Annotated in this window: 18 protein-coding genes; 16 read left to right on the forward strand and 2 right to left on the reverse strand. The window is 39.0% G+C overall.

Annotation, left to right across the window (positions count from 1 at the left end; translation table 11 throughout):
• The first annotated feature begins 370 nt into the window (after positions 1 to 370).
• The 4 genes from N4T56_RS04745 (at position 371) to N4T56_RS04760 (ending at position 3,108) form a co-directional block, all read left to right on the forward strand.
• The gene (locus N4T56_RS04745; RefSeq protein ID WP_261732406.1) at positions 371 to 643 is read left to right on the forward strand and encodes a hypothetical protein; all 273 of its coding nucleotides are present in this window, start codon (positions 371 to 373) and stop codon (positions 641 to 643) included.
• A 256-nt stretch (positions 644 to 899) separates the two neighbouring features.
• Positions 900 to 1,700: a hypothetical protein gene (locus N4T56_RS04750; protein WP_261732407.1), complete on the forward strand. Its 801-nt coding sequence runs from the start codon at positions 900 to 902 to the stop codon at positions 1,698 to 1,700.
• Between the two features lie 376 nt (positions 1,701 to 2,076).
• Positions 2,077 to 2,442 carry a transcriptional regulator gene (locus N4T56_RS04755; RefSeq protein WP_261732408.1) on the forward strand — a complete coding sequence of 122 codons (366 nt, stop codon included), beginning with the start codon at positions 2,077 to 2,079 and terminating at the stop codon, positions 2,440 to 2,442.
• Positions 2,443 to 2,697: 255 nt separating this feature from the next.
• Positions 2,698 to 3,108 carry an antitoxin Xre/MbcA/ParS toxin-binding domain-containing protein gene (locus N4T56_RS04760; protein WP_188739078.1) on the forward strand — a complete coding sequence of 137 codons (411 nt, stop codon included), beginning with the start codon at positions 2,698 to 2,700 and terminating at the stop codon, positions 3,106 to 3,108.
• Positions 3,109 to 3,265: 157 nt separating this feature from the next.
• On the opposite strand, the gene N4T56_RS04765 is transcribed toward N4T56_RS04760, so the two are convergent.
• A complete protein-coding gene (locus N4T56_RS04765; protein WP_188739077.1) occupies positions 3,266 to 3,775 on the reverse strand; it encodes a hypothetical protein in 510 nt (169 codons plus the stop codon).
• A 156-nt stretch (positions 3,776 to 3,931) separates the two neighbouring features.
• Here N4T56_RS04765 and N4T56_RS04770 point away from each other — a divergent pair, with 156 nt between their 5' ends.
• From N4T56_RS04770 to N4T56_RS04825, 12 genes are all read left to right on the forward strand, one after another.
• The gene (locus tag N4T56_RS04770; RefSeq protein WP_188739076.1) at positions 3,932 to 4,171 is read left to right on the forward strand and encodes a helix-turn-helix domain-containing protein; all 240 of its coding nucleotides are present in this window, start codon (positions 3,932 to 3,934) and stop codon (positions 4,169 to 4,171) included.
• Positions 4,172 to 4,830: 659 nt separating this feature from the next.
• Positions 4,831 to 6,036: a tyrosine-type recombinase/integrase gene (locus N4T56_RS04775; protein WP_261732409.1), complete on the forward strand. Its 1,206-nt coding sequence runs from the start codon at positions 4,831 to 4,833 to the stop codon at positions 6,034 to 6,036.
• Complete coding sequence (locus N4T56_RS04780) at positions 6,036 to 6,347, forward strand: hypothetical protein (protein ID WP_261732410.1); 312 nt, start codon at positions 6,036 to 6,038, stop codon at positions 6,345 to 6,347. Before N4T56_RS04775 ends, N4T56_RS04780 begins: the two co-directional genes overlap by 1 nt.
• Before the next feature lie 40 nt (positions 6,348 to 6,387).
• Positions 6,388 to 7,191, forward strand: a complete 804-nt coding sequence (locus N4T56_RS04785) for a hypothetical protein (RefSeq protein WP_261732411.1) — start codon at positions 6,388 to 6,390, stop codon at positions 7,189 to 7,191.
• Positions 7,192 to 7,246: 55 nt separating this feature from the next.
• Positions 7,247 to 7,561 (forward strand): hypothetical protein, encoded by a 315-nt coding sequence (locus tag N4T56_RS04790; protein WP_261732412.1) that lies wholly within the window; start codon positions 7,247 to 7,249, stop codon positions 7,559 to 7,561.
• Between the two features lie 1,026 nt (positions 7,562 to 8,587).
• Positions 8,588 to 9,250 carry a hypothetical protein gene (locus N4T56_RS04795; RefSeq protein ID WP_261732413.1) on the forward strand — a complete coding sequence of 221 codons (663 nt, stop codon included), beginning with the start codon at positions 8,588 to 8,590 and terminating at the stop codon, positions 9,248 to 9,250.
• Between the two features lie 791 nt (positions 9,251 to 10,041).
• Positions 10,042 to 10,398, forward strand: coding sequence for a hypothetical protein (locus tag N4T56_RS04800; protein ID WP_261732414.1), 357 nt, complete (start codon positions 10,042 to 10,044; stop codon positions 10,396 to 10,398).
• 91 nt (positions 10,399 to 10,489) lie between these two features.
• Positions 10,490 to 11,965 carry an LAGLIDADG family homing endonuclease gene (locus N4T56_RS04805; protein WP_261732415.1) on the forward strand — a complete coding sequence of 492 codons (1,476 nt, stop codon included), beginning with the start codon at positions 10,490 to 10,492 and terminating at the stop codon, positions 11,963 to 11,965.
• A gap of 256 nt (positions 11,966 to 12,221) precedes the next feature.
• Entirely contained in the window at positions 12,222 to 13,622 is a 1,401-nt protein-coding gene (locus N4T56_RS04810) for a site-specific integrase (RefSeq protein WP_261732416.1), read from the forward strand.
• Between the two features lie 925 nt (positions 13,623 to 14,547).
• Complete coding sequence (locus N4T56_RS04815) at positions 14,548 to 14,994, forward strand: hypothetical protein (RefSeq protein ID WP_261732417.1); 447 nt, start codon at positions 14,548 to 14,550, stop codon at positions 14,992 to 14,994.
• 455 nt (positions 14,995 to 15,449) lie between these two features.
• Positions 15,450 to 16,990, forward strand: a protein-coding gene (locus N4T56_RS04820; protein ID WP_261732418.1) for an IS3 family transposase whose coding sequence is annotated in 2 segments (ribosomal slippage) — positions 15,450 to 15,915 and positions 15,915 to 16,990 — 1,542 coding nt in all. Because the reading frame shifts where the segments join, the coding sequence is not laid out codon by codon here.
• A gap of 324 nt (positions 16,991 to 17,314) precedes the next feature.
• Positions 17,315 to 18,310, forward strand: a complete 996-nt coding sequence (locus N4T56_RS04825) for a tyrosine-type recombinase/integrase (RefSeq protein WP_261732419.1) — start codon at positions 17,315 to 17,317, stop codon at positions 18,308 to 18,310.
• A 633-nt stretch (positions 18,311 to 18,943) separates the two neighbouring features.
• On the opposite strand, the gene N4T56_RS04830 is transcribed toward N4T56_RS04825, so the two are convergent.
• Complete coding sequence (locus N4T56_RS04830; RefSeq protein ID WP_261732420.1) at positions 18,944 to 19,669, reverse strand: zeta toxin family protein; 726 nt, start codon at positions 19,667 to 19,669, stop codon at positions 18,944 to 18,946.
• Between the last annotated feature and the right edge of the window lie 61 nt (positions 19,670 to 19,730).

The raw sequence follows: 19,730 nt of genomic DNA on the forward strand, positions 1-19,730 counted from the left end.
TGCATCATTTACGGTGGCCATTAGATCACGTGGTTTCGTCGTCTTGTGCCAACTCACCTCTAGCCTACGCCTCATATGATGTTCTTGTTCATCAGCTCGCAAATTTGCTAGCGGCTTCCTCCAGACCAAACCTTGCGATTAAGCCCTTGCCATTCGCTAGTAGTTAACGTTTAATAACAGTATGTTATTCTCTTTTAGAAAGAGTAGCGGTGATCTTCCTACAGAGGACTTTCACCTCATTAGTTCATGCCCATGCTGGGCGTACACAAGCGGCTGCTGTCGGACAGTCAAAAGCTCCGGCCAAAAAGCGGCCTCCACTTTTGCCTGCCGCAGAGCCGGGCGTTATGTGTCTTGAGTCCGAAGGAATAGAATGAGCGCTGGGTTGCCACTACTAATATTAAGCTTTCTCTCCATCATAATTTTGGTGGTTTGGTCTCGAAATGGTTCGAGCCAGCGAAATTTCCGCTTCATTGCTGCGGCAACAATTATTCTTTCGTTAATGGCCTCTTGGGCTGCACTTCTTACTTTCGGTGTATTTCACCCCGTAGGTTCATGGGGTATGGCTTTGGGGTTTATCATTTCAATCGGCGCATTTTTTGTGCCCATTGTTCACAATAGGCTTGGCCGCAATGAAAACACATAACAAGTTGCTGTTGTCGCCGCTTCGCGGCTGGGACGGTCTACACGCCGCTTCGCTCTGTTTCGGCCGCCCCAAAGCAAGGCGTTGAGGCTGTAGAATTTCTATTTTTATTGAAAAATAGCCATTTTTTAGGGTTCCAAATGCATTACCTAGTGTCTTAAAAGCGCTTAGGATTGATTTGAGGAGCTCTTTTTTTCATTGAATTTGACTGTTAGAGTTATTCTACAGTCTCGTTAGCCATTTCAAGGATTATGCACTCATGCAAGGCTCTAAAGATGTACTAGATTTACTTACTAAATTAAAAGATACACGTCTTAATTTGGCTATATTCTTAGTATCTAACTTGGTTCTTGTACTAATAAATCAGAAATTAATTACATTAAATTCAGTATCTGAAACAGTGCTCCAAGGTTTAGTTTTCGTGACAAGTATTCGGTTAGTTTATGCTGTTATCGGAGCCATTATAGATTTTTTTAATAATAAAAAATTTATAAAAAATAAAGAGGCTGAAACGGCGCTTAAATTAGAGCAAGACAAGATGGCTATAACTCAAGCCAGAGAAAAAATGCTATTTAATTTTAGAGAGCTGGATGTCTTTCAACTTTATATAATCCAAGAGCTTAAAAGACAAAATCATATAAGAATTCCCAAAGGGGCACCGTTATTTACTTTAAAGAATATGAATATTATTTACACTCCAGCGGTTAGTGACAAAACAGAAACAGCTTCATTAACTAACAAAGCAAGTGAATTGCTAAATGAAGCTGTGTGGGATGAATTTGATGATTTAAAATATGGTGCAGCAAAACGATTTTTTGTTGGACTTCAGCCAGAAGAAGTAAAATGCTTCATAGAATTCCTAGCAAATGACAATATAAAAACTACTAATAGTTACCGTGGTTCTACATCATATTATGATAGCTATTATGTATTTAAAAAGTATTCAGATACTACTTTATTCTCTCAACCTCAAAGAGGGACAGAGTATAAAATAGATTCTATAGCTAAAGATGTAATTTTTAGTATTTATGGTGAGCAGCCTGAAGCAGTAAATGGCTAACACATATGAGCCTTCCGCCAGTCAATAGGCGCGCCTAACTTATTTGACTGCTTTTGCAGTCAAATTAAAATCAATCAACAAATTCATCTACTTCGTCTGTCATTTAGCTGTCAAATCATCCTGTTCTTAGCAATAAAAGCAGGCAAACACATATAGAGGCTCTCTTAGTGCTATTTCTTTAAAAATAAGAATGCTGTCTGACGCTTTTATTCCTTTGAAATATAAGTGGCAGATAGAGCTAACACATTTTTGTCCAAAAGTGTGACAGGATAGCTTAGCAATAAGAAACTAAGCACAAATCAGTCGATCAAATTTTAGTAATACCACAGAGTCGGGAGTTGCTACTCTAATAGTGACGATTCAAAGAGAAGAATTGATGATGAAGAATACTAAACTCAATATATTGCTTTTAAAATGTGACGCAACGGCACCAGTTCCTGATGATTTAACTGCATGGCTTGATTCTCCTTCTGTCGGAAATGAAATTATTACTGGTCACGATGAGATATCTCTGAGTTCTGATGATGAATATCGTGCCGCTTTAAAGACAATCGAAGGATTGTTTGATGCAATACCTAATACCGCTGAATTGGAAAGTTTTTTATCTATTCTTGAAAATGACATGCAACAACACCCCGACAAATTAGTGCCGCTCACAGCAAGTATGCGTAGAAGTGCTGAAAGTTTAGTTGAAAGTGTAGAAATTGATTTTGGTGCTCAGTTATTAGACGAGGATGAATAAACTTGCCTAATATTAACCCGATTGTTGGGTTGTAGTGGTTCAGCAAATCTGGCCTACCATTTGTAGGTAATTGGGACACTAGAAGTTATCTGAAAACCTAACTTTGTTCGCTCTTTGTAACGCAGAAATGTTCACAAGTGTGTATGAAGCGAAAGATGTTGAGCCCCTATTGATGCATTAATAAATTAGGTCTTCAGGCTTTTGAATTTCACTTATACTGCTATCAAATACCATTTTCTGTTGGAGTTGCTCTATATGTTAAATGAAGCGTTTTCAGTATTGGTTGGTACAAGCATCGAGCACCTTAATCGCGACTCATATAGCGATATAGAGCTTATTCGGCAGGGGGTAACCGCTGACATGCTAGCTAATGCGATGACGTTTACGGGTTTATCTAGGCGTGAATTAGAAACAGTATTAGGGGTAAAATTAAGACTTTACGATAAGCTGTTGCCAGCCATCGCGACCGAGCGTGTGTTGATGCTCATCAGTACTATTCAAGCAGGAACAGAGTACTTTGGTACGCAAGATAGAATGCTTTTATGGCTAAAGACACCCAACCAGGCGTTTGCTAATCAACAACCGATAACGCTGCTAGATACCATTATCGGTTTGGACATGATTAATGCGACGATAATTAAGTTATCTTATGGCATGACAGCGTAACAACGCCGGTGACTTTACAGCGCCTTGACGACAATTTTAATTACCAAGCTCTATTCCACCCAACATTTTCAACGGCAAATGCCGTTAGCCTAATGACGATTTCCCCTACGGTGCGAATAGTATAGTTTAGTCAATAATCACTTTTGCTAACTTACGTTCAACCTCTACTGCACTTTTTGATTTCATCTATCAATTCATTGACGGCATTGAGCTCAATGCCTTTTGCATATAGCTCGGTATCTAACACCTTGATTTTGCCATTGATGATGGGGCTATATAAATGAAACTTATGACTAAGCAATTTAAAAGCATTGAGTTTATGTGTTAACTGCTTGATATGTTGCTGAAGTACATTATAGTGGTTTTTTACCATGCTCTGATTATCAGTGTGCTTATGTAAAGTACCGTCTGGCCTTTTGGGCTGCATATGAATTGGGGCTTGTAGACTGAATCGTTGTTCATATTGTGCGTTGCGACTTCTTTTAGGAGAAAGCCGTTTCACAAAGCGGTGTTTTTCTAATTGATACAAGTGGTTATGCATGCATTTTCGAAGAATGGCAGCATCTTCAGTCTCATACGTATAGATAAGGGCTTGTAACAAATATTCCGTAGTAAACACGACGGGGCAATGTTTATTAATAATGTCTATAAAATCAACTTGTGTCATTTTGAAGGATTCGAGTTGTGAGTAAATAAACCCAGGGATGCTAGCATCCCTGGGCGAGCGTTTAGCTAATAAGGCAGCGGCAAACTGATATTAGCTAAGTGATTAATCATCATAAAACACACTATAGTGTGTTTTAATTTAATCTACAAGATAAGAATGAAAAAAAAGATTGCGATTGAGTTTGGAAAAAAACTCGCAGAAAAAAGAAAAGAAAAAGACATACTTCAGAAAGACCTGTCACAGCAATGCGGCTTTAGCCTCAACTATATTGGTATCGTAGAGCGCGGTGAGAAAAGCATCAGCTTAGAGAAAGTGTATGTTATTGCAGCGATTCTTGAATGCTCAGTGCATGATTTAATCCCAGACGAGAAAGCGATCTTACTCGAGGTTGAATAGCTTGAGACACAAGATTGTTGAGTAAAGTGAAGGTTTATTTAACCTTAGAAGAGGCGATATGCTGCGTAATGCAGTTACGAGAATAATCTTATCGAAGCACGTCTAGAACAACTCTATGACAGTATTTTGCGGTATATCGATTATCAATGCTTTTTATGTATGATTCAAACTTGCAAAAGCCACTTAAGCACAAGATAAACGGCTAAGGTGGGTAAAGCTGCCAAATATAATTTTTGCCCATCAATATACAATGTCATTTAGCGATACTTTGTTTGTATTGAAAGTGATGACTGTAAAGTTGACTAAGTTACTGCATGCTATGACAGCTCAACAATGTCGGTAACGTTACTGTGTCATGACGAACCGTTAATACTTTCCCATCAGCCTTTTTCAGCATATTCAAAAAATAATTTACTCATAATATAAATTGTTGTCGATGATTTCAGTCATGTTAAACGTGTTCGCTATGACATTTAACACTGTGATTATGTAATGTTTTATTTTGTTCATGACGTTGTAATATTGACTTTTTAAAATGCTAGAGGTGTATAAGGTGCTGAAATATAACGATATATTTTTAATTTGATTGTTGTATATGTTCAATAATATGTTAATCTGTGCTTAAGAAAAAGCAGGCAAAGACCTGCGTAGGTTAAGCAATGAAAGATTTAACAGTCTCACATTATGTGAAGCAATATTTATCATCAAGAACACATGAGGTAGCTCCATCAACATTACGTTCTGAACGCTGTAAAGCATCAAAAATCATTAAGTTGATCGGACAACGTTATATTGATTCTGTCACACACAGTGACATCATTCAGCTGCGTCAAAAATTGCATAAAAGCTATGCAAACAAGTCGATCAACGAGTTTTATATCATTTTGCGTGCAATATTTAACAATGCATTTCGGGATGGTGTAATCGTTAGAAATCCAATGGATGGTGTTCAAAATCTATCAGTTTGCCACGCAGAGCCTAATCCTTTCTCTCGAGCTGAATTAACAGCGTTAGCACAAACAGAAGTGCTTTGTTTGTCAGGGAAAAATGCTTTTCAGTTATGCGCTCTAACTGGGCTTCGTATAAGTGAGTTGTTGGCAATAAGCTGGGAAGATATTGACTTTATTAATGCAAAACTCAAAGTCAAAATCGCGTTAGTTGATAAGCAATATAAAACTCCAAAAACCCCAGGTTCTCAACGTACAGTTGAGTTATGTGCTTCTGCTATTAGTATATTAACACAACAAAAACTGATAACTGGACATCGAAAAGCTAGAAAAATATCAGTGCTTCAACGCGACAATAAAACGAAAAAAATAGAAAATTTATCACTCGTTTTCTACAACACTCTGACAAATCAACCTTTCATTAGCGCAAAACAATTTAACAAAACGTTTTTCACCCCATTTTTAGCATCTGCAAAAGTGAAGCACCGCGGCGCAGGCCAACTTAGGCATACATTTGCAAGTCAAGCGCTCACTTCTGGTATATCTAAAGAGTGGATTGCAAGGCAGCTAGGGCACGAAAGTACTGCAATGATTGATATCCACTATGCCAGGTGGATGTGTGCGGATGCACCGGATTTTGTTAATAAAGTCGAACAACAATTCAGCGGTATTTTTACTCAAGTTAATACTCAAGAAGCAGATATTAAATCGACATTAATTCATCAAGGGGAATTGTCACCAAAGCAAAATACTGCGCCTCCCTCGGTCAGCGCTCAAACATCAGCACTAACGACCATTATCAACAATGACATTTCGCTCACATCGAGTCAGCTAAAAGCCTTTTTACAGCAACACCCGCAAGTATTGATGCAATGCATTAGCCAGTTACTTGGGCAGCCTGACAGGGAGGGAATGTGATGAGTCTTATATCGGTATTTTTCTCTATTTTTAATTGCACTATGAATAAAAACGGCCGAGCGATGGGTAATACAAGCCTGGCTCATTCACTGCGAATAAATGCACCTAAAGGTAACGTGCTACATCTCAATGAGCTAGAAAAAATATCGCATTCAGATAGTCATTATTTACCGGAATGGAATGAGGAATTAACTCAAAACAATCTCATTGCATTGCCGGATGGCAATATCGTTGCTTTAGATAGCTTGTCAGATGAGCAAAAACACAGTCTAAAAGAACGATTGCTAGGGGCCAGAGAAAGGCCGGGCTGATGAGAGTCGCAGAAAAGTAAAGTCCCATGCTAAAAATAAATTGAACAAATGGGTAAGCGATGGTGCGCTTTTGGGGAAGGCTGCAGAGTTCATCGTTCAAATTTTGTCAAGAGAAGACACTATCGATATCTGTCAGGCGCTAAATACTTTTGAGTCATTCGATATGACGCGAAAAGACCAGCGCGTAAAGCAACTGTTTAATTACTTAGAAACGCATAACAAACTCATTCCAGTGCCCCGCACGCGCAATGCCACTAAGTTTCAAGAAGTCTTATTTAAAATTCCAGCCGTGAATAATATCAGTGCAGAGCAGGTAAGCCATCTTGATATGATGGGGGCACTAAAGCAGTTTATCTCATCTCATTACCCTGACTACCCTATAGAAATGATGATATTACATGATGATGAACGGCTCACTAATGAAAATCATGTCGGTCATGTTCACGCATATATCTCTGGAATGAATTCCGTCACTGGTAACTATGATTTAAGGGTTGCACAAATTAAACGCATTAACGTTTATCTGCGAGAGAATGGTCAATCAGATGAGTGTCTAAATGAGTCTGGGCGCATGACAAAAAAGCAGAGCTCAAAAATTACTTATCATATGCAGAGAATGTTTAATGATTATATCAATAAACATCTTTTTGAACCTTGCGGTTTACGTGCAGAGTTCAATGATAAGACCCAAATTGATAATGAACGGCTCGCAAGAATGAAGAAAGAAAGCAAGAAATCAAAATCATCCAGAGAATTTCAATTTGCCACCCAAGTGATTGAGAAGGCCAAAGAAGCTGAAGTTACTTTATTAAAAACACAGCAGATGCAATCACATTGCAGATGAGCAACTGGCTAGCACAAAGCGCAAGTTAGCAAAAATAGAATCAAGGTTAATCATAGTGGATGAAAATATTGCTCAAAGGGAAGGCATGCTGGCTCAGATTGAGGGAAGAGAGAGAAAAGTTGCTTCTATAATGTTTTCGATGCTGGAAGGGCTTGCGTCTAGAACTTTTTTCAGGGCTCAAAAGCAGCCTGAATTAACTAAGAAATTCTTTACTCCTATCGTCTACAAATTTACTGAATATCTGCCAGCTTTTTTACAACCCGCATTTAAGAGGCTCGTTGAGGTACTTGAGGACACTGAATTAGCGAATAAATTGAAAGAAAAAAGTCATGATAAATTAAACAAAAAAGATGATGACTTATCAATGTAGATTGATTAAACCATTACCGTCACCTCATTTGCTCTAAATGACTAACGTGCTTACAGTCTAAACTAACTAAAAGGTGTCACCTTTGAGGTGGATTTTTTTACGTTTAAAGATAATCAAGACGGGTTATGTTTATGGTGAGGAATAACTGATTTTTATTGGTGGCAATTGAAATATTTGGTGGAGATGAGGATATGGATGAGTTCGAGAGATTGCGTGTTCAGTTGAGCAGATAGAGGAGCAGTAACGAGTTGGTTCTATATAAAAATTGATGTATAGGGGATGGCATTTGATTGATTTAATATTATTAATTTAGGGCTTCACAACAAATATTGGTATGGTCAATTTGGGCAGTGTTTGTGCCCCACTTGGCACGACCACTGCCAAATATGGCTCAGTTGCTGGTAAAACAAGCAAAACAAGAACAAAAGTGACGGTCAGCACTGGACGAGTTCCGAGAAACTGTAAATGTTTCACTACAGCAGAGGGCGAGCGGTTTTAGAGCCTAATATTTTTCGCTCTCTAGGAGAGTAAAAAACGTACAAAAAGTTGCTGTATTTAATTATTAGCTTTTTTATGCCCATAAAAATGCAATTAAGCGCGTACAGGAGTTGTTTTTTACCTTAATCGGCTAATTTATCACACCGTCAGTATGTTATTTGAGTATTGATAACAACAACGAAAAGCTTTCAAGATTAACCCATTTTTTAATGGGATTACAGTGAAACCCGGTACGTTTATCTCCCACTTTTTGTTCCAAAAAGATGGGAGATAAACTCGAGCAAGGGGAGCCCCCTTTGAACCCCAAATCCACATGCTGCGCATGTTAAAAATCTAAGTCGAAATCCATTGATACCAGTATTTTTATTTTTAAGTTTGACTTAGCTATAACCATTTTAAAATACAAACACAGTTCGTTTTTATACGTTAGCTATTTTATTATTTTACTTCTATAAGATAGCAAATGTAGGATGTTATTAATCAATTACTTGACCGCCCAGCTTTAGTAGACGACAAATACAAGAGCATATGAACAAGCCTCAAAAATCCGAGCGATGGGCTATGTATCGCCTCATTGCACCTGTGGTTGATTTCGCTAATTCCACTTTGGGATTTGAGGCATACTTCGAATTAAATCAAACGAGCTCTCATGGAACGTCTCAATCTGTCGACATAGCCCTCCTGCATGGACTTGAACCGCGAGTTATGATCGAGGCAAAGCGTATCGATCGCCGTATTGCCGCGGAGCAGATATCGAAGTATTTGCAACCGAACGTAAGGGGATTGGTTACATATGGAATCAATTGGGTGCTGTGTCTAAACGGAGTTAGCAAAACTATTTCATTATGCGGATCTGAAGAAATAACGGTATCTGTCGATAGTCTCAATGAGATTATCGCTTTCATCCGCGGTGAGGAGATTATCAAGTCGGGCTGGACTACTGAACAAAAGTACGTTGACCCAGTGGTCAAACCGGGGAAACTACACAAAGAAGCGAACGCTCGACGAGTATCCAACCAGATTAGCGTAGCTGAAGATGTGAATTCATTGCGGCGGGCGGTAGTCGATTTGTCATTCACTTCTGCGCTGGACAAGGTGTTTTTACAAGCTCTTTCGGAACAATTTGAGAAACAGTGCGGCATCCCTAAACATCTTCGCTGCGAAGTGCGAGCAAGCCGCATCGTTTTTTGATGACAGAGCAAATGCTAGGCGGGTTGCTAGAGTTGAACTTGGGAAACGGCAGCCAGATGTACTTGTACTTACAGAGTTGGTCACATTAGCACCTCATCTCGCCCTGATTGCGTCCGCTGCGCCACATGACAAGGGGTCCTCATATGAGGCGTTTTAGGCTAAGTGAAGAGTTACAGACGAAAGATTTTGGCAAATGTCTAGCTGAAGTATTGAGTGTTTGAGGCAGGATATTGAGGTTGTAGAACTTTATTCTTTAAGAAAAAACCTGTTTTATGGGTGCAAATGGATTATCTGCAGCCTTAAAAGCGCTTAGGAATGAATTTAGGTGTTTATTGTCACAGACTTAATTCTGCTACGTCGATACTAATTATTGAACCAATAAACAAATTCATTGACTCATTTACGCGCTTCATCTAAAGCTTTAAAAGCTTCACTAGGGCAACTAGGATGATGTTTTACCGTTCTAAATAGTGATTATAATTACTAGAATATAGCGTTTGAATAGAGAAATACTTACGTGCAATCACGGACAGTTAATGGTATTTCCATTAAGAAATTTAAAATATAGCTTGCATTTTAGTTGTAGGCGTGGTTTATTTTATATGTGTTATAGGATCTCTGGCCAAAGTACGTTTTGGCTCCCTTCGAGCGCCTAGGTACATCGGGTTTTCTTTGAACCAGATGTTTCCAATTAAATAATATTAATAATAATTTTTTTACGCCTTCAGTGCGAAATTTAGCCACTTCGGCTAATAAATTATTTTTTATTATTATTTAAGGAAACATAATTCATGAGAATACCAAATGACTTTATTCGTGCAATTATCGCTGTCATAACTGAAGAGGATTTTGGTTGTGAGTTAGCGGCTACTCGTTTGACACTGCTGTACATGAAAAACTCAAACATTTCAGATCTTGATACACTTTATAAAATTTATCGTGCTATCAATGTGTTGTTTATGAACCCTCACTTCACTGAATCTCAATTCCAAGTAAACTCAAAAATTAGTTTCAAAACGATTAATTGTCTATTAGGTGGTTATCAGAATATTCGTATGTTGCTGAATATTGAAGAGTTGCAAATAAATCTAGAGTTATCTAGTGACACACCAAATAATGTTATCGATTTCGCCTTGGAAAAAGAATAAGAAACAAATAGATAGAAAATTTAGTTTAATTGGTTAACAACTCACAGTAATTCAGTTATTTGTTGAATGATAATATCTAAAGGGGATTGAAATGGCATCACCAACGCAAAGTGAAGCTAACATTTTTAACGAAAAGTTTGATCGTTTTTGGTTAGCATATAAAGCGGTGACGAAAGGCGCTGAAATTACTTCTAAACAACTTGAATCGATGTTGATAGAGTTCGATTTGAGTCGAAAAGGAAAGGTGATCAACTACAAAGCTCTTAGTAGTTTGTTGATAAAAAAGGGGTTGTTATCACAAAAAAAGTGGATGAATGATGCTATTTCAAAATATTATAACAACTCATTACTACTAATCGAATCTGGTGAAATAAAACGTGCTGACGTTATTATTCAAATTTCAGAAACATTTGGAAGATCGATTAATGGCGTCAATAGTATTTTAAGAAATTCAAATAAAGCCAGTCGAATTAACTGTGCAACAAACGAATTGTTTTTATGCGTATTAAAGATGGTCAAATCAGGTTGTGATTGGGAACAGGCAAAATTAGCATGGGGACGATCAACCACTTCTCAACTGAAAAGCATGTTAGAAAATGAGCCATCTATAAAGTTAGACAAAGATTATTTTCTAAATACAGATATTAATTATCGTAATCTTGAAGTGGTGACAGCGCAAAATGCACACCTATGGGGTTGGATATACGCAGATGGTTCAGTTACATCAGGCCAAGAAGTCGTGGTTAGAATTTCTGAAAAAGACCGAGACTACCTAGAGGAGATGGCTCAGTCCTTGGTCATTGATGGCTCAAGAACTCCAATAATAAGCAAAGTTCCATCATGCAAATTGCAAGGTAGTTACAGTGATATTGATAAATTGCATTTAACAATATCACGTCAACACTTTACAAGATTTCTGATTGATAAATTAGGGATGCCTCAAAATAAAGAGACAAAATTTCACGGACTCCCTAAACAAATTAAACAGGCTACAGATGAGATTTTTTATTCATTTCTGCAAGGTTTTTTCGAAGGTGATGGATATTTTACCGAAGATTCAAAAAGGCCACAGATAGGTTTTTCTGTTAATGCTGAAATCGGCAACGATATAAAAGATCAAATTTATAAAAGACTTGGATTTAAGGGCTGTATCGTTAAAGACAAATCGATATATCGTCTTTCCTACGCGAGTAGGCCTTGTGCGTTGGTATTAATGTTAAAACTCTATTCAACAAATAATATCAGAATGGCTCGTAAATTCACTAGAGCTCAAAAGTTATGGGCTCGTCATTTAGGCGTAGATATTAGCCTAGTGGATGTTCTGAAGGAGTCAACACTAGATATACATCAACACTTGAGTAGGCAAATCAGAAGTCTTAATTGGACTGTTAAATTGATGAAAAAAGCAACTCAGGATACTTTTTGGGGTTCAATAAGCGAGTTTACGAAGAAAACGGAAATCAATCGTAAAGACATCAAACGGTTGATGAATGATAACAATAACCAAAATGAAATCGATGGTTGGGTGCTAATCAGTTTTGAATACCCGTTTCTAACTCACTTATAGTACAAATTTATTGACATTTATTAGCTTCAATAATAAAGTCAATCTTAGTTAGCAATTGCAGAATTTGAAGATGTAAAAATCTGCAACCAAATGAATTTAAACGACTATTTTAACTATTTAATTCGAGAGTCTGGGTTCAAATCCCTATCCCTCCGCCACATTCTAAAGTGAAAAAGCCATTGATAATCAATGGCTTTTTTGCTTTCTAGCATTTGAAAAATCATATTCTCAGACCCAAAACGGATGACTGAGACATATGTACCTATTCAGAGCCACAAATTGTACCTATTACACCCGCATGGTGTTGCCTGCTTATCTGCGTGATAAAGGCTTCTCTGCCGACATCAAAGTATCCCTGCTCACTAAACAGCGCTCAATCGCGATATGCCGTAACCTTGTCGTTGCGGGCATCTTGCGCCCATTAATCAGCAGTTTAACACCACAATCAATGCCGGATGTGTTTAAGGAACACGTTAATCAATTGATTAATGATGCCCGTGCAGGCTTTGTTGGGGTAACTGATACGCTTGATGATAAGGCTAAGCCAGTGCGGGAAATCATTCAGTTTATTCCCACTCGGCCAACGCAATTAGCCCATAATAGTGCGACATATGACAATTATCCCTCATCAACAAACTTGGTATTTTCAAAAAGTTCGGGTAGTAAAAAGCAAACAAATTCAGTCGCTAACGTCACATTAACGGATGCACTAATTAAGTTTATTAACTCCAAACAAAAGCAGTCTGTCTCAGTGTTAACGGTAAAGCAGCTTAATCAACGTATAGGCCACTTTATTGAAAGAACTCACCTAGATGATGTATTCGACATTACCAGCGCTGAGGCGATGGAATACAAGGATTGTTTGCTCGAAGAAGGTCGAAGCCATAAGAGTAATAAAGACTACTTAGCTGCGGTGTCGCAGTTCTTTAAATGGTGCAAACTGATGCGCTACACCACCGCAAACCCGTTTGATGAAGTGAAGCTATCAAAGCCAAGTGACCAAGCTGGGCATGATTTAGCGCGTCAGCGCTGGCAACCTGAGCAACTAAAACACGTACTGCAATCACAAGAATTTATCGATAAACACCCTGACTTTAAATGGATAACACTATTGATGCTGTATCAAGGTTTACGGCCTTCAGAGGCTTGTCAGCTACACAGCAATGATATAACCGTAATCGATGGTATCAGCGTCATTCACGTGACAAATGAAGGCATGAGCCAGCAACTCAAGACTGCACAGTCAAAACGAACCGTTCCGCTTCATCAAAAGCTAATTGAGCTCGGTTTTATTGATTTCGTTCAAACCATTAATGACCGAACATCAAAAACCAGTCAATTAACAAGCAGCCCGTTATTTCATTACCAACCTAGTAGTGATGGCGTTTGGTCACATAAGTTCTGCCGTGAGTTTGGCAAATTACTCGACCAGCTTAACTTTATCGCAGGTAAACGACCTACAGCCTATTCATTCCGTCACACCTTTATTGATGAACTGAAACAACTGCAAATAGAAGAATCGATGGTGGCACAAATCGTCGGGCACGTTCATCACAACATCACCTATGGACGATACGGCAAGCAATATGATGTGAAAACACTCAAACCCGTGGTAGATAAAGTCGAGTACGCGCTGAATTTGTTACAACCCATATAAAGCGTTTGAGTGGAAAGGGGTCAAGGGGAACACTTGCCGATGCGGTATTAGGCACGACATACCGCTTAGTCGGTCACTAGCGGTATCTTTTGTGCCAATTTACGCCCGTACGATTGAGGAAACTGATTTATATGAGCGATTTATTATTTTAATTGGCCACCGTAGGATGGCAAAATGACAAACGTCAGTAAATCCTGAGTGACTTTATACGCCAAAATTTGCTCTCACAGAACCAATAATCAGCCTGAGAAATGATGAAACCTACCAGCGGCATCATTTCTCAGCAGCACTTATCAAATCCTACGGGAGTAAATCGATAATAAATCTTGTTGAGAAATCGAATTCTCACCTTTTTTCGCGTTAATTTCGCGTAACTTTTCACGTAAAAAGTGCAATTTAAATCACTTCGCACTCAGTGAGTGCGAAGCAAAAACAGCCCACAATTATGTGGGACTACAACGTAACCCGGTACGCTCCTATCCCACTTTTTGTTCCAAAAAGATCGGATAGGAGCTACGGGCAAGGGGTGAACCCCTTAACCCCAACAGCCACATGCTGCGCATGTGAAAAAGCCAAAAGCGTGAAAGATAAAATCAGCTGGGACACTTTTATATGGTACGCACTGTTTTTATGTACAGTTATAATGGGATTTCATCGATTTACAACTAAAAAACGATTTAAAATCGTTCTTTAGTTGTATCGTATCAAAAATAGAAAAGCCGTAATTATCTGATTTTATTGGCTTTAATTTTTAGTGTGCTGAGCCAAAATTCTACTTTACGTGCAAGCTCGGTTTGTTTTTGTCTGTTAGACACAATTAATTTCTTTACTTCAATAAGATAGCAAATGTAGGATGATAATAATCAATAAGTTAAAGGGCGACTTTAATTTTCATTTGCCCTTCAATAAGCTGTTAGGGCTCCAAATGCCATCGTACTCAGACATATATGTAATCTCAGAAAAACGTGATCAAAAAACCGTTGAGGAATTTCTAAATGAATTTCTTCCTGAAAGAGATGAGACAGCCGATGAATATGAGTTTCCTCAATATTCGGAAAGCTCCGATGTTATATTTAGTACGGCTAAAGAAGCTCTTGTGAAATGTATCAACGAACGGGATATAGATTACCGAATATATTGGAGGGCATTGAATGAGGCAAAGCCTGAGCATGCTATGGTATTCTTTTTAGCTGATGGTCATGTAATCTACGGTGTTTCTACCGATGATGCTTATCCCAAATATGCCGCAGAGTTACTGCTAAAATTACAATCGTTCTTGGGTAGTGGTTTGGGATACATTGGCCATGAAGCCTCTCCTGATGCAGAGAGCTTAGAAGAATTTAAAAGAGAAATAGCTGTACATCAGCCCTAACAAACATAGCCAGGTCGACATTTATTCCGGCGCTCGTTTTTATGCCGGTCGCTACGCTGGCATTAAAAACAATCACCTACATAAATGCGCCTGCTATGGGCGTTAAACATTGACAACCTACTCGATAAATATTTAAATGTCATATATCGACTACGAATGTTCACTATCTGAGATGTGATTTTTCGATTAGTTATTGATTATAATGAATTTTAATTTTATTTTGTGTCTGTTTGCTTGGGTTCAAATCCCTATCCCTCCGCCACATTAAATACGAGAAAAGCCGTTGATTATCAACGGCTTTTTTTGTTTCTGGCGTTTGAGGGGCTCTCCATAAGGATTGACTCAGACAATGTATCTTTATCGAGCACCCAACAACGTATACTTTACCCCCTGTGTCAGGATAGTTGTCGCCTCAATTAATTTACAAATAAACAGGGAGCGGTAAGTTACAGCAAGTGAATTATCAAAGGCATTCAGGTCAATTTAAAGAAGCTATATTAAACAAGTTTAGTCAAAGTGGTTTGTCGGTTCGTAAGTTTGCAGAGCAAGAAGGCATTAATCTCTCAACCCTGTATAGTTGGCAAAAGCAATTTAATACCTCAGGGTTAAACGTGTCAAAAGTCAGTTCATCGGATAAGTGGTCAAGTGAAGAAAAGTTTTCAGTGGTATTGGAAACAGCCTCTCTGTCGGCAGTTGAGTTAAGTGAATATTGCCGAGCTAAGGGGTTATATCCTGAGCAAGTCAACGGATGGAAGCAAGCTTGCATTGCCGGTAATACAAGCACAACACTGACAAGTAAAGCCAAGACAACACCTGGACAAAAGACTGACAAAAAACGCATTAACGAGCTAGAACGTGAGTTACGTAGAAAGGATAAAGCGTTAGCGGAAGCGGCTGCTTTACTCGTACTCGGAAAAAAGTTCGATGCCTATTGGAAGGAAAAAGAGGAAGACTGATTTCGCTGACCGATAGGCAGAAGCACGCGCAGTGGGTCAGTACAGCAGTAGCATCAGGCGCGAGACAAGATAAGGCCTGTGACGTGATTGGATTATCAAGTAGAACCTTACAGCGTTGGCGAATAGGCGGTGAGATTAGCGCAGATAAAAGGCCAACCGCAATGAGGCCAGAGCCTGGAAATAAACTGAGTCATGCTGAAAGACAAGCCGTGATTGATGTGTGTAATAGTGAAGAGTTTGCCTCATTACCACCAAGCCAAATTGTCCCGATACTCGCCGATAGAGGTGAGTATATTGCTTCGGAGTCGAGTTTTTACCGTGTATTACATACTAAAAACATGCTGCACCACCGAGGCAAAGCTAAGCCGAGAAATGTTCATAAAAAGCCAACCAGTTATACGGCTAAAAAAGCGAACGAAGTGTGGAGTTGGGATATCAGTTACCTGCCTACAACGGTGATAGGAATACACTATTATCTGTACATGATTGAAGATATTTACAGTCGAAAAATCGTCGGTTGGGAAGTTCACTACAGCGAAACAGGTGAGCAAGCAGCAGCACTGCTAGAGCGTAGCGTTTGGGCAGAGAAATGCTTGAAGAAAGATGTCGTGTTGCACTCTGATAATGGCGCGCCCATGAAGAGCCTAACGATGCGAGCTAAGATGTACGATTTAGGCGTTGTGACCTCACGAAGTCGCCCAAGGGTGAGTAATGATAATCCGTACTCAGAATCACTGTTTAGAACGGTAAAGTATCATCCACGTTGGCCTAGCGAAGGTTTTAAGTCGTTAGATGAAGCGCGTAAATGGGTAAAAGAATTTGTTTATTGGTACAACAATGAGCATCGACATAGCAGGATTAAGTTTGTGACACCAAACCAGAGACATGATGGTCTTGATGTAGAGATACTGGCGAAGCGAAAAGTGTTGTATCAGACAAAAAGAAATGAACATCCAGAACGATGGTCAAAAGAAGAGCGAAACTGGCAGCCCATAGGGGCTGTGGAGTTAAATCCAGAGCAACACAAAGAAGCTGCTTAACAATTTAGGCGACAACTGTCTTGAAAAACGCCGTTTACACGTATCTGTTTATCCAAATATTTACGCGACAAGGGCTTCCCCTTTGACGTAAAAGTCTCCTTACTGACTCGTGACAGAGCAGAAGCGGTTATCCGCAACATTGAAGTTGCCGGAACACTCAAAAAAATCATCAAGTCTATTGACCATCAAACACGTATTAACGACTTTATTCGCTACGTCGATGAGGTCATTAACAATCTTAGAGCTCAGTTTGATGTTGATGATTCTGATATTACGTTCAACATCACGCAAAAAACTCATTCCATCCCAATCAGAGACACTAAGTTGTCGGAATATCGTGAAACCACCACTGTTGCGCAAGCAAAGCCTGTTATTGGGTTAAACGAAGCATTAAGTGCGTTTATTATCTCAAAACAAAAATCAGCCATTAGGCCGTTCTCTATCAAGCAGCTTGAGCAGCGTGCTCGGCATTTTATTGATACCGTATCATCAAAATCTACACCCAAAGCTGAGAGAAAATGCGTGCATGATATAACCAGTGCTGATGCGATGACCTATCGCGATGAGTTGCTGACTCAAGGCCGAAGCTACAAAAGCAATAAAGAGTACTTAGCTGCCATATTTCAGTTCTTTAAGTGGTGCCAATTAATGAATTACTGCACCAGCAACCCCTTTGAAAGCGTTACTGTCGGTCAAAAACCAAAAGCTAAACCGAATCAAGCTAGAGACCGCTGGACGCATACTGAGCTTAAACGCCTACTTAGCAGCTCATCATTTAAGGCTTCAACAACCGATTTCAAATGGGTCACCCGTTTGATGCTTTATGGTGGTTTAAGGCCTTCAGAAGCTTGCCAGCTCAAACCTGGAGATATCAAACTAATCGATGGCGTACACTGCATTAGCGTTGATGACAGCGGTACTGTACAACGATTAAAGAACCTCAACGCTAAACGTTATGTGCCCATTCACAAATACTTGCTTGAGCAAGGTTATATTGCGTTTGTTGAGCACAGAAAATCAACACATACCCAGCAGTTTGATTTTAAACCCGTTGGTATAAACGAAGATTGGTCAAAAACTTACTGTAAACAGCTCGCCAAGCTTCAAACCGACATCGGCATGCAAGCGAATAAGCGTCCAACCGCCTACGGCTTTAGGCACACGTTTATCGATGAAATGAAGCAACTGGATATCAGTGAGCATATTGTTGCTCAAATTGTCGGTCACGCTAATCCCAACATCACTTTCAGTCGTTACGGCAAAGATGTAAACGTTGCTGCATTGCTGAAGGATATTGAGAGAATTGAATATCAAATTTGATGATCGGGTGTGGTTAATAAATAAACTTTAAAGCTAAATTAACAATCTGTCTCGATTGGCAGTAACAGTGTCAGTTGAGGCACAAACACTGCCAAAGCTGTAATTATTTCGCTACAGCAGAGAGCGAAATATTAGGCTGTTGAAAATGGCTCGCAGTCGGTGAGTGCGAAGCAAAAACAGCCCACAATTATGTGGGACTAGTACGTAACCCGGTACGTTTATCTCCCACTTTTTGTTCCAAAAAGATGGGAGATAAACTCGGGCAAGGGGAATCCCTTTGAACCCCAAAGGCACATAATGCGCCTATTAAAAACAGGAACATTATAGGTGCAATCTACTGGTATTTTTTATTGTAAACAATTTAATATGTGCCAATTTTGAATTGAGTAATTCATTTTTCGAATTGTTGAACTATTTTTGGGGTATCACAAATCCAGTTTTAAATGTTACATGGCTATTAATTTAGCTTCACTAATCACCTTATTCTGTGATTCAGTTGCCTTCTTGATAACCTCCGCATACACGCGCTCTTTCTCTGCAGAACTTGCGCTCATAACAAAGGCTGAAAGCTTAGATGTGGTAACTTTATTTTTAGATGCATTTGTCGACATAGGTTTCTCACATAAAAACAGTCTAAGAAATAGGCTCAGGAGGTAAGTTTAGCAGCCTTACTAATTCAGCGCGAGTGTATTCCTTCTCAATATGATGCTCTACCGCTGTAATGTCGTCATGGTAAATTCGAGTACTACCATCGTTGTTTTTTATAAGTAAGTCTATCTTAATCGAAGCACCGTATTTGGTTTTGACTTGCCTAACGACTTTTTGTGAATTTAAGAATTGATCAATAAATATAGAGGGTAAAATACCACGGCCTTCAAGCTTTTCTCTTGCTTGTACAAATTCCCAAGCTAACTCAGGCTCTTGATACACAAAAATAATGAGTACTGCTCGATTTCGCATTAAGGAGCGATCAATATTTTTGCAGGCAATATCAAAGTTTGACAACGTCCCATCTAAAATAAAGCTTTGGTCATTATTGAAAATTCTGTCTAAAGTGCGTTCAACTATAAAACTGACTGCTTTTTGAAACAAATACGAGTTTTTACCTGTGTATTCTTGGAAGTAAACTCTTAGTTCATCAGGGTCAAGTCTTATAATTTCTGTTTCATCAAACACTTCAATAAACGCTTTTGACGCCTCAGTTTTACCTGCGCCAGGAGAACCACACATAAAGATAGAGACCGGCAGTTGATCGGCGGGATATTTGCCTAAATCGGTCAGTTCACGTGCTATACGAGTTCGATTTGCTTTTGCAAATATAATGGCTTGAGTTTCAATTTCAGTCTCTTGCTCTGTCATAGCCTGTGGTAACGTTTCTAGAATAAAACAGCATGATACCAGTCAATATAAATTGGGTATA

It is taken from the genome of Shewanella phaeophyticola, assembly GCF_025398315.1.
Classification (GTDB): domain Bacteria; phylum Pseudomonadota; class Gammaproteobacteria; order Enterobacterales; family Shewanellaceae; genus Shewanella; species Shewanella phaeophyticola.